The following is a 10,491-nucleotide window of genomic DNA, read 5'->3' as shown; positions in this document are numbered from 1 at the left end:
CAGCAGCGGCTGCGTCACTGCAGCATCTGCAGCTTTCGCGGGCAGCCAGTCCTCGCTGAGGTACAGGACACGCTTGCGGAATGATTCACCCCCGACGGCGGAGCGTCCGTCGTGCGGGACATGCGGTGGCAGCAGGGTAATTGAGGCGGGAACGGCCTGATGCTCGGTGCGGCCAAGATCATATGTCACGGCACCCTTGTCGATCAGAAGCACCGTCCAGTCTTCGTGTGTATGCGACGGGTAGCTGTGATCCTCGAACGTTGCATGGAGCACTTCGCGCACATATGGCACAGCAGGATGCCATGCGTGCACTGAGTTGCCCATGCAAGAAATGTACAAGACGAGCTTTCCTGCCGGCGCCATGCTGGGTTCATGCACGAAAACTCAACAGCAGTCATTGATTCACCTTCCCCAGCAACCGTTCGTTTCGACTCGAAAGTAGTGGTGGTCCTTCGTGACGATCTTTTGCCGTGGCAGGAGCTCAACGTAACGGCCTTCCTCATGAGCGCCATTGCCACCAGCGCCCCCGGCCTCACAGGGGAGCCATACCAAGACTTGGACGGCAACAGTTACCTTCCGATGCTGCGCCAACCAGTCTTGGTTCTCACAGCCGGAGGGGAACTCCTGGCGGCAGTACGGGGGCGCGCGATTTCCCGTGAAATTCCTGTCGCCCTGTATACACGTGACCTTTTTTCTACAGGTCACGATGAAGCGAACCGTGCGGCAGTGGCCGCGGTGGCTGCCGAGGATCTCGATCTGGTGGGAATTGCCCTCCGTGGTCCCCGAAACGTTGTAGATCGGATCGTCAAGGGCGCACAAATGCATCCGTGAAACATGAAGCGCCCCGCGATTAAGACCCTGGAAGAAAGAGATGATCACCATGACTAAGCCGGTAGTTAACATCAATGACGCCCTTGATTCGATCTCGGAGCACTGGCAGCCGCACCGGCTGACCAGTATCAACGACTACGACGTAAAAGTAGTCAAGATTCAGGGCGAGTTTGTTTGGCACACCCATCCAGACACGGATGAACTGTTCATGGTCATCAGCGGCAACCTCACTATCCAGTTGCGTGACGGGGACGTGCTGCTCGGGCCGAACGATGTCTATGTGGTCCCAAAAGGAATTGAGCATTGCCCCAAGGCTGAAAACGAAGTCCAAGCATTGCTGTTCGAGCCCAAAGGCACCGTCAACACCGGAGATGCTGGTGGTCAGATGACGGCTGGGCTGCGCGAGCTGGGATGAAAGCCTAAGGTTCCTTCCCGACGTCGAGTAGCCTTGCACGCAACCATCCAGATACACGGGAGCGGCCAACAAAGCGCGGCCGGCCGGAAACAGAAGGAAGTGGTGCAAGTGCAGCAATACGTCGTTCTCCAGGTGATTCTGAAAGAGAAAATGTGGGGCGCCGGTTCGGGTAACCTTCCCTCCCTTGAAAAGGCCATCAACGATCAAGCCGCCAAGGGCTACCGGCTCCACACCATCACCACTGCCAGCAGTGGAAGCAAGGGCGTCATCGGTGGGGGCGACCGCATTCAGGCGACCATGGTGTTTGAACGCATTGGGTAGTGCCTTCCGCGCCCGCCAGGAAGACCCGGATCGCTGGTCCTACAGTGCCTTGGCTGCTGCCGTGGGCTGCAGCAAAGAACTGATCGCCGCCATCGTCAAGGGCCGGGTCTGACGCTTCGGCCTTGTGGGCCTCGCTTGGCCCGCAACAGTCACAAACCGCGATTCGTACCATTTAAAGCCGGGAGTCAGCTTACAATTCCTTGGGGGTCAACTGGTGGTCTCCAGTTGCCCGCAATCAGCCGCTCAGGGTTGATCGCGACGTCCCAAGGATGCCCCTGATGGTAAATAACTCCCGTATCCGGTCCCTGAGAGCTGCAGGTCTGGCGCTCACTACTCTTTTGATCAGCGGTGGCCTGGCCGTTCAGCCGGCCGCAGCAGACACCGTGGACATTGTTCCCGGAGGGCCGCAGGTGCTGACACCCGCCCCCGAATCTCCTACGGATCAGTTCATTGTGGGAATGAAGGATGCCACCGCTCAGTCCGCGGACAAAGCAGCCCGCGACGTTGCCGGCAAAGCTGCCACCGCGCTTGGTGCTGTCGCAGAGACCGCCCGCCAAAATGCCACCGGCGGGCATGTCATCAAATTGGACAAGCCGCTTTCAGCCGCCGAATCCGCCCTTTTCGTCAAGACGCTGCGCACCGATCCAGCGATTGCGTATGCCGAGGCGGATGACATCATGCATGCCACCGCTGATGCGAGTGACCCGGGTTTCCCGGAGCAGTGGAACCTGAAGGGTCCGGCCAGCATCAATGCTGCGGGAGCCTGGGATTACGTCAAGGGTGAGAGCGTAGTCGTTGCCGTTGTGGACAGCGGGATCACCAGGCATGAGGATCTGGACGCCAATGTTGTGCCCGGTTATGACATGATTTCCTATGCCGAGGATGGCCGGGACGGTGACGGCCGCGATTCCGATCCCACCGACCAAGGCGACTGGGAGCCGGCTGGTGTATGCGAGGTTGGAAGCCCCGCCCAGAACTCGTCGTGGCACGGTACCCACGTAGCAGGGATCATCGCCGCGGTGGCCAACAACGGCCAAGGCATCACAGGGGTAGCGCCCAATGCGAGGATTCTGCCCGTTCGGGCGTTGAGCTACTGCGGCGGCTACACCTCCGACATCGCTGACTCCATCATTTGGGCCGCTGGCGGCGTAGTCACCGGTGCGCCGGTGAACCCCAACCCGGCCCGCGTGATCAACCTCAGCCTCGGCGGTATCAAGGCCTGCTCGGCTACCTACCAAAACGCCATCAATTTCGCTCACAACGCGGGTGCCGCGGTTGTGGTTTCGGCAGGAAACTCCAACCGTCCCGCTGCCGACGCAAGCCCGGCCAACTGTGAAAACGTCATCACCGTGGCCGCCAGCAACGCTTCCGGTGCCCGTGCACAGTACTCGAATTATGGCAGCGCAGTAGACGTCACGGCCCCTGGCGGCGACATGAGCCAGGCCGCCACCAATGGAATCCTGTCTACCTTCAACTTCGGAAAAACCACCAGCGCCGGATCTGCCTACGCCTGGATGCAGGGAACCTCCATGGCGGCACCCCAGGTGGCTGGGCTGGCGGCGTTGCTGATCTCAGCCGAAGGCAGCAGCCTCACACCGGCTCAGGTGGAGCAGCAATTGAAAGCAACCTCAAGGCCTCTTCCGGCGGGGTGCCCGGCTGGCTGCGGGGCCGGCCTTGTTGATGCCAACAAGGCGCTCAGCACCTACGGCGGCACGGCCCCGGTCAACAGGAGGAAGATCACCGATTTCGACGGCGACTCCCGTAGTGACGTCCTGGCCCGCGACTCCAGCGGCCGGTTGTGGCTCTACGCGGGCGACGGCTACCGCGGGTGGCTGGCTGCCCGCCAGATCGGCTCGGGCTGGAACGGCATGACCGCCATCGAGGCCCCTGGTGATTTCGATGGCGACGGCAATGCCGATGTCCTGGCCCGCGACTCCAGCGGCCGGTTGTGGCTCTACCCGGGCAACGGTTCGGGTGGTTGGCTCGCCGCCCGCCAAATCGGCTCTGGCTGGAACGTGATGACGGCAATCGAAGCTCCCGGTGATTTCAACGGGGACTACAAGGCCGATGTGATAGCCCGCGACTCCGCCGGCGTCCTGTGGCTGTACCCGGGTAATGGCTCCGGTGGGTGGCTTCCGGCCCGTCAGATCGGTCAAGGTTGGAATGTCATGACAGCCATTGAGGGCGTTGGTGACTTCAACGGCGACGGCAAAGCCGACGTCGTGGCCCGCAACGGCGCCGGGGCGCTCCTGCTCTACCCGGGCAATGGCTCCGGTGGTTGGTTCGCAGCGGGTCAGATTGGCCAGGGGTGGAACATCATGACCGCCATCGAATCTCCGGGTGACTTCAATGGGGACGGCACAGTGGACCTCATGGGCCGGGCCAGCAACGGTGACCTGGTTCTTTACGGCGGCAACGGCTCGGGCGGCTGGATTTATGCCACCCAAGTTGGCTCCGGCTGGAACATCATGACGGCCATTCTCTAAGTCAACTCGCCGTAAATCAGTGCGCCGCGATGGTGCGGGTTCCGCTCCCTCCCAGCTTTCCGTGGGTAGAGTAGAGGCCTGAACATCGCCGGATTGCACTGTAAACGGAGAATCAATTGTCAGCTTGGCTAGAACTCGGTCCCAACAACTACGTCCTGGAAACCGAGGGTTCCTTACTGAACACCGGGCTCGTGGTGGGCTCTGAACTCGCTATGGTCATCGACACCGGTTGTGGCCCCCGCCAGGGCCGGGAGATTCTCGCAGCGGTCCGTGAAAAGACCCAGCTTCCGCTGGTGGTGGTGAACACCCACGCCCACTACGACCACTTCTTCGGTAACGCCGTTTTCGCGGACGACGGCGTTACGGAGTTCTGGGCGCACGCCAACTGTGCGGCGGCTATCGAAAAAGACGCCGACATCCAGCGGCGCTTCGTGGCCACCAACGAACCCGAGATGGCAGCGGGGGAGGGCGACGCCGTCGACATCGTTGTTCCCAACGCCTTGGTTCACGATCAGCCTGTACTGGTGGACCTTGGCGGGATCACGGCCACGCTCTTCTACCTGGGCCGGGCCCACACCGATGGCGACCTCCTGGTGGGTACAAGCACCACCCTTTACGTGGGCGACTTGGTGGAGCAGGGTGCCCACCCGTCGTTCGAGGACTCGTACCCGGAAGAGTGGGCTGACGCCCTGCGGCACATCTCCGCCCTCCGTCACCGCTACGAGTTCCTGGTCCCCGGTCACGGCAAGCCCGCAAGTGACGAGTTTGTGAAGACCATGGCAGACACCATGAGCACGGCCGTCCGCCAAGCCACGCAGTCCATTCGGGACATGCCCTCAGATGCAACCAAGGCAATCCCGGTCCTGCCCTATGGGCCTGAACAGTCCCGCTGGTTCATCAAGAGGCTTCAGGAAACCAACGCCCAGGGCAGGCAATCGTTGGGGACCCCTGACTTTGGGCCCGGAAAAACGGGTTCGTACCCTTCCTAGCAAGGCTCCTTACAAATTTGTCATCTTGTTTACTCCCAGCCATGGACTATTCGGTAACTCCCGTCCTAGGATGAAGTCGACCATTCGGTTCGCGACTACCTGGGGGTGTCGAGATGAAGGGAACACGCGTCTTCCCGCGTGCTACCAACATTCTCCGCTCAGTCATGATCGCTGGAGCCGGAACGGCACTCTGGATGACCCTCTCCGCAACAGCCGCCAGCGCTGACTCCGGCGCCGCGGATGACCACTCACTTCTTGGCGGAATAACGTCAACCACCTCGTCCGCTGTCGCTTCAACAACCGAAACGGCGAGCAGTACCATCACCAAAGCAACCAAGGCGGCAGGTGCTGGCACCACCGAAGTTGCTGACGCCGTCGGGTCCGTTGCAAAGGCGGCTGTCCCACAGGCAACGGCTCCCGCCATCAGCATTCCAGTCCCAACCGTGCCTCTGCCCGCACCCGTCAAATCCATAGTGCCTGCACAGCCGGTTTCCGTTCCGGTTCCGGCAGTGACGCCGATCGTGGAGCGCGTTGGGGGAGCGGTAGACGGGATTGCCGGATCCCTGCCAGTCGTCAACCAGGTGGTCCCGGGGGAAACCGTGGGAACCGTTGTGAACGCCGTTGCCCCGGTGACTGAAACCGTAGATCAGACAGTCGCTGTAGTCGTTCCTCCGGTCAACGAGGCCTTGAAACCTGTTGCACTGGAACCCGTTACCGACGTCACTAACCCCATAGTTCAGCCAGTTGTTGATGTGATTGACGACGTAGTTGACAGGGGTTTGCCGCCTGTCGGTTCCGTGACTCCACCGATAGCATCGGTCCTTCCGCCCCTGCAGGGAGGCGCCGGCTCATTGCCCCCTGCAGCACCGTCGGTAGACGCGGCCCCGGGAGTTGGCACACCGCCGGATGACGTCGTCGCGGTTTCACCGCAAGGAACGGCCGCGGAGGAAAGCGATGCCGAGGTACATGCAGCGGTAGGAACCGAACCAGCAACTCGAACTACTGCGTTGGCCTCTGCCACCAGTGTGGCGCCGGCTATGTCGCCGTCCCGTGCACTGGGTTCTGCAGGAGCAGAAGAGGCCGCCGAAGTCCGTTCGGCCCAAGTCCCCGCAGCTCCTGCAGGCTCACCGACCGGCCCGGGAATAGTGCCGGCCACCCTCGCAGGTGCTGGCTCCGGCAATTCGCAGAACGGTCCGCCGAGCCCTGCGGCAGCCTTCCTGCATGGCGCATTGATCATCCCAGCAGATTTCCTCGCTGACCTGGTAAAGGTCAGCGACGAACACCATCCAAAGCCGGTCTCATTCGATCCCGGTTCCTCTCCTGACTAGTTCCCCAGCCTCGCTGCGCAACAGCACGCAGCCGACGGCAATTCGGGCGATCCGTCAACGGACGCCTTTGGGAACTAGACCTTCAGGAGAAGATCATCATGAACACGACCCTACGCAAGTGCCTCATCGGCACATGCTTTGCCGGGGGCATGATTGCCCTCAGCGCAACCGCGGCCAACGCCGCAGACACTACCTCCGGCAAGGACGGACTCCTTTCCGGCACGCAGGTAGTAGCGCCCGTTACAGCGCCGATCACTACGGGCGCCACCTCTCTGGGACTTTTGGGGGATTCAGCAGCTACGGCTTCCGCGCCGGGATCTGCGGGAGGTTCGAGCCGGGCACCTGCAGCTACTACCAATGGTTCCAACAGCATCGGCTCCGGGACCCAAGCGGTTGCCCCGGTTTCGGTGCCCTTAAACCTGGGCTCGTCGTCAGTGGGTCTGCTGGGGGGCTCCACTGCGACGGGCCCAGCCGCACCTGCCGCACCAGCAGCGGCAACAGGTTCGACGTCGACCACCGGGACCAGCGGTTCCGGCGGCATTGCTTCGGGAACCCAAGTGGTGGCGCCGGTGACGGTTCCCATCACGGTGGGGTCGACGTCGGCCGGTGTTTTGGGGGATTCATCCGCCACCACCGTTCCAGCAGCATCAGCTCCTGCGCCGGCACAAGCACCGGCGCAGGCAACAACGTCGGGGGGAGAGTCAATCGCATCCGGCGCTCAGGTAGTGGCTCCGATATCGGTCCCTGTTAACATCGGAGCCACTGCTGTGGGTGTAGCTGGGGATTCTGCAGCTACGTCCGGTTCTTCTGCCCCTGCAGCTCCTGCTGGCAGCACTTCGGGTGCCTCGACGAGTGGTTCGGATGGCATCGCATCCGGTACGCAGGTGGTTGCTCCGGTTACTGCTCCGGTGAACGTGGGTTCCACGTCTGCTGGGGTGTTGGGTGATTCTTCGGCTACGAGCACCGGTACCAGTGGCACTACTGCTCCTGCTGGCAGCACTTCGGGTGCCTCGACGAGCGGTTCGGATGGCATCGGATCCGGTACGCAGGTGGTTGCTCCGATTACTGCTCCGGTGAACGTGGGTTCCACGTCTGCTGGTGTGTTGGGTGGTTCTTCGGCTACGAGCTCCGGTACCAGTGGCACTACTGCTCCTGCTGGCAGCACTTCGGGTGCCTCGACGAGCGGTTGGGATGGCATCGGATCCGGTACGCAGGTGGTTGCTCCGATTACTGCTCCGGTGAACGTGGGTTCCACGTCTGCTGGTGTGTTGGGTGATTCTTCGGCTACGAGCACCGGTACCAGTGGTACTACTGCTCCTGCTGGTACTGCAGGCGGAAGCGCAACCTCCGGCGATGGCGGAATTCTTTCGGGTACGCAGGTGGTTGCTCCGATTACTGCTCCGGTGAACCTGGGTTCCACGTCTGCTGGTGTGTTGGGTGATTCTTCGGCTACGAGCTCCGGTACCAGTGGCACTACTGCTCCTGCTGGCACTGCAGGCGGAAGCGCAACCTCCGGCAACGGCGGAATTCTCTCAGGTACGCAGCTGATCGTTCCGATTACTGCCCCGATCAGCATCGGGTCCACCTCCGTAAGTGTGGGAGGCGGCTCAGCTGGCACGGTGAACCCTCCGGTTGTTTCTCCGCCTGTGGTTACCCCGCCGGTTGTCACCCCGCCGTCCGTGAACCCGCCGGTTGTCACCCCGCCGTCCGTGAACCCTCCAGTTGTCACCCCGCCGTCCGTGAACCCGCCGGTAGTAACCCCGCCGTCCGTGAACCCGCCTGCTGGCGGCGGCAATAACACCAGCGGCACCACGGGCATCAACACAGTGGGTACAAGCACCCAAACCGCGGCAGTAGTCACCGCTGGCTCCACTAAGGGTGCCGTGACCGCGGCAGCCCCCACCGTCGTCGGAAACCCCAACGCACTGGCGACTACCGGTCTGAACGGCACCTTCGTTCTCTGGGCAGGTGGGATGGTCCTGATGGGCCTCCTCCTGGCCGCAGCCGGACGTCGGAAGGCAGCAGCCAACCTCCGCTAGTTGACGCTGGCGATCCCGCTTCGCATGTAGTTGTTGCGGCTCCGGTGCCCGGAGCCGCAACAATTGCGGGCCGCACTGGGGGCTAAGTGTGCATTGCGGAAAGTAATGCCGGGGCGGGCTGCAGGTGCGGCAGTCCTAGGATGAAAGGGATGACCAGGACCCAGACGAACCAGACGTTCAGCCTTCGCAGCGTTGCCTTGCCGGCTTTCGGGCCCGCACTGCTGTTCTGCATCGGTGAGGGAGCGGTCCTGCCGGTTATCGCACTCTCGGCGCGAGACCTGGGTGCGTCCGTAGCAGTCTCGGCATTGATTGTGACCCTGATCGGGCTGGGGTCGTGGATCTTCAACATTCCGGCCTCGATCATCACAGAGAAGTTCGGTGAGCGGTGGTCGATCGTAGGCGCCGGAGCCTTGGGCGCCCTGGCGTTGGGCGCCGCAGCATTCGCTCAGCAGATAGAACACGGACTGTGGCTGCTGGCAGCCTCGATGACCCTTGTGGGCATGTCAGCCAGCGTCTTCAACCTTGCCCGGCAGAAGTTTCTCACTGAAGCAGTCCCTGTCCTCTACCGGGCCCGGGCACTGTCCACATTGGGCGGGGTGACCAGGATCGGCATCTTCATCGGTCCGTTTGTTGGCGCCGGTGTCATGCAGCTCGCCGGAATCAGCGGCGCGTACTGGGTGGGCTTCGCGGGCATGATGGCGGCTGCGGTTTTGTCCCTCACCATTCCGGATTTGGTGGCACCAGGAACCTCCGACGGCGGCCCGCGCCCGCCGGCGTCCACTCTGCGGAGCGTCGCGGCCTCCCACGCAGGCGTGTTCCTGTCTGTCGGGTTCGGGATCCTGCTCCTTAGTGCTTTACGGGCCTCGCGTCAGGTGGTCATCCCGTTGTGGGCGGACCATTTGGGACTCGATGCCACGCATGCTTCACTGCTGTTCGGGCTGTCCGGAGCGATCGACATGCTGGTGTTCTACCCTTCAGGAAAGCTCATGGACCGAAAAGGCCGGCAATGGGTGGCCATCCCGTCCACGGTGATTATGGGATCGGCCTTGATTCTGATTCCGTTCACTGCAGGCTTTGTGCCGTTGCTGCTGGTTGCGCTGTTGATCGGGTTCGGCAACGGCATCAGTTCAGGTCTCATTATGACGCTGGGCGCCGACTTCTCGCCCGACAACGGAAGGAGCCATTTCCTGGGTATATGGCGCTTCATAGCCGACTCTGGTGCAACCGGGGGACCGGTGCTGCTCTCCGGGTTGACGGCCGCCGTTTCCCTGTCCGCTGGAATCTGGGCAACAGGGGTACTGGGCTTCGCAGCGGCAGTGGTGTTCGCCGTCGCAATTCCCAGGTTGAAGCACCGGCGCAATTATTGAGCTCTCCTGGTCATGTCCCGGGATTCCGGGGTCTCCGACCTCCGCGGCTAGACTACCGTGGTGTCTGAAAACCCAGTTATCGATACCCCGACTCCGTCCAGCTTCCCGGACCTTAGATCATTCCTGTCCGCTGAAGAGGTTCCTGAGGGGCTGATCGAGATCCAGCACCAGGGCTTGCCGCTTGAAATACTGAACGTACCCGCCGATTCCGATACCACCTTGGTGTGCTTCCACGGAGCGGCTGAAAAAGACGTCCGACTCCCGTGGTTCCTGGGGCAAGGAGTCACCGCCGGGCTACCCGTCAACCGCATTTTTATCTCAGATCCCAGCCTGCGCAAATCAACTGACTTCAACCTGGCTTGGTATGCGGGCTCAAAAGAGCAGCCCGACCTTCAGGAGACCCTGGCGGATGTTATTAGACGCATTGTGAGGGAGACCGGAGGATACAACTTGGTGTTCTTCGGCAGCTCCGCCGGCGGATACGCCAGCCTTGCTTTGTCGAGGTTCTTCCCTACATCGCTGGCGCTTGCTGTCAATCCGCAGACTTCAATTTCCCGTTTCTACCCTGGGGCGGTGGAGCGTTACATGACCTACGCCTGGGAGATGGACGGCAAGGATATGTCCGAACTACCGGCCAGCGTGGCGCATAATCTTATTCCGGCGTATTCGGCGGGTTTCAGTCACACGGTGGCTCTTATCCAGAACGCCAAGGATT

11 protein-coding genes are annotated in these 10,491 nt (G+C 61.8%); 10 read left to right on the top strand and 1 reads right to left on the bottom strand.

The window, feature by feature from the left end; translation table 11 throughout:
- A partial coding sequence (locus HP499_RS15180; protein WP_253951613.1) for an AraC family ligand binding domain-containing protein occupies positions 1–324 on the bottom strand: 324 nt, incomplete at its 3' end.
- Between the two features lie 48 nt (positions 325–372).
- On the opposite strand from HP499_RS15180, the gene HP499_RS15175 reads away from it, so the two are divergent.
- From HP499_RS15175 to HP499_RS15135, 10 genes are all read left to right on the top strand, one after another.
- The gene (locus tag HP499_RS15175; RefSeq protein WP_172325023.1) at positions 373–831 is read left to right on the top strand and encodes a DUF2000 family protein; all 459 of its coding nucleotides are present in this window, start codon (positions 373–375) and stop codon (positions 829–831) included.
- Positions 832–880: 49 nt separating this feature from the next.
- Positions 881–1,246 carry a cupin domain-containing protein gene (locus HP499_RS15170; RefSeq protein ID WP_172325029.1) on the top strand — a complete coding sequence of 122 codons (366 nt, stop codon included), beginning with the start codon at positions 881–883 and terminating at the stop codon, positions 1,244–1,246.
- 108 nt (positions 1,247–1,354) lie between these two features.
- A complete protein-coding gene (locus HP499_RS15165; RefSeq protein WP_011775776.1) occupies positions 1,355–1,567 on the top strand; it encodes a DUF4177 domain-containing protein in 213 nt (70 codons plus the stop codon).
- Complete coding sequence (locus HP499_RS25400) at positions 1,551–1,679, top strand: hypothetical protein (RefSeq protein WP_256378447.1); 129 nt, start codon at positions 1,551–1,553, stop codon at positions 1,677–1,679. Before HP499_RS15165 ends, HP499_RS25400 begins: the two co-directional genes overlap by 17 nt.
- Before the next feature lie 166 nt (positions 1,680–1,845).
- The gene (locus tag HP499_RS15160; RefSeq protein ID WP_253951612.1) at positions 1,846–4,053 is read left to right on the top strand and encodes a S8 family serine peptidase; all 2,208 of its coding nucleotides are present in this window, start codon (positions 1,846–1,848) and stop codon (positions 4,051–4,053) included.
- 116 nt (positions 4,054–4,169) lie between these two features.
- Positions 4,170–5,042 carry an MBL fold metallo-hydrolase gene (locus tag HP499_RS15155; RefSeq protein ID WP_172325019.1) on the top strand — a complete coding sequence of 291 codons (873 nt, stop codon included), beginning with the start codon at positions 4,170–4,172 and terminating at the stop codon, positions 5,040–5,042.
- A 113-nt stretch (positions 5,043–5,155) separates the two neighbouring features.
- A complete protein-coding gene (locus HP499_RS15150) occupies positions 5,156–6,370 on the top strand; it encodes a hypothetical protein (protein WP_216660034.1) in 1,215 nt (404 codons plus the stop codon).
- A 98-nt stretch (positions 6,371–6,468) separates the two neighbouring features.
- The gene (locus HP499_RS15145; protein ID WP_172325016.1) at positions 6,469–8,409 is read left to right on the top strand and encodes a cell wall anchor protein; all 1,941 of its coding nucleotides are present in this window, start codon (positions 6,469–6,471) and stop codon (positions 8,407–8,409) included.
- 149 nt (positions 8,410–8,558) lie between these two features.
- Positions 8,559–9,776: an MFS transporter gene (locus HP499_RS15140; RefSeq protein ID WP_172325014.1), complete on the top strand. Its 1,218-nt coding sequence runs from the start codon at positions 8,559–8,561 to the stop codon at positions 9,774–9,776.
- A gap of 60 nt (positions 9,777–9,836) precedes the next feature.
- On the top strand, positions 9,837–10,491 hold a 655-nt coding region (locus tag HP499_RS15135), incomplete at its 3' end, for a hypothetical protein (RefSeq protein WP_216660033.1).

Origin of the sequence: Paenarthrobacter sp. CM16 (assembly GCF_013179505.1) — a bacterium.
GTDB lineage: Bacteria > Actinomycetota > Actinomycetes > Actinomycetales > Micrococcaceae > Arthrobacter.
This window is presented reverse-complemented; position numbering and strand designations above follow the sequence as displayed.

Bases quoted from the DNA above. Each gene is read 5' to 3' on its own strand.
- HP499_RS15175 (WP_172325023.1), top strand. From the start codon at position 373: ATGCACGAAAACTCAACAGCAGTCATTGATTCACCTTCCCCAGCAACC.
- HP499_RS15170 (WP_172325029.1), top strand. From the start codon at position 881: ATGACTAAGCCGGTAGTTAACATCAATGACGCCCTTGATTCGATCTCG.
- HP499_RS15160 (WP_253951612.1), top strand. From the start codon at position 1,846: ATGGTAAATAACTCCCGTATCCGGTCCCTGAGAGCTGCAGGTCTGGCG.
- HP499_RS15150 (WP_216660034.1), top strand. From the start codon at position 5,156: ATGAAGGGAACACGCGTCTTCCCGCGTGCTACCAACATTCTCCGCTCA.
- HP499_RS15145 (WP_172325016.1), top strand. From the start codon at position 6,469: ATGAACACGACCCTACGCAAGTGCCTCATCGGCACATGCTTTGCCGGG.
- HP499_RS15140 (WP_172325014.1), top strand. From the start codon at position 8,559: ATGACCAGGACCCAGACGAACCAGACGTTCAGCCTTCGCAGCGTTGCC.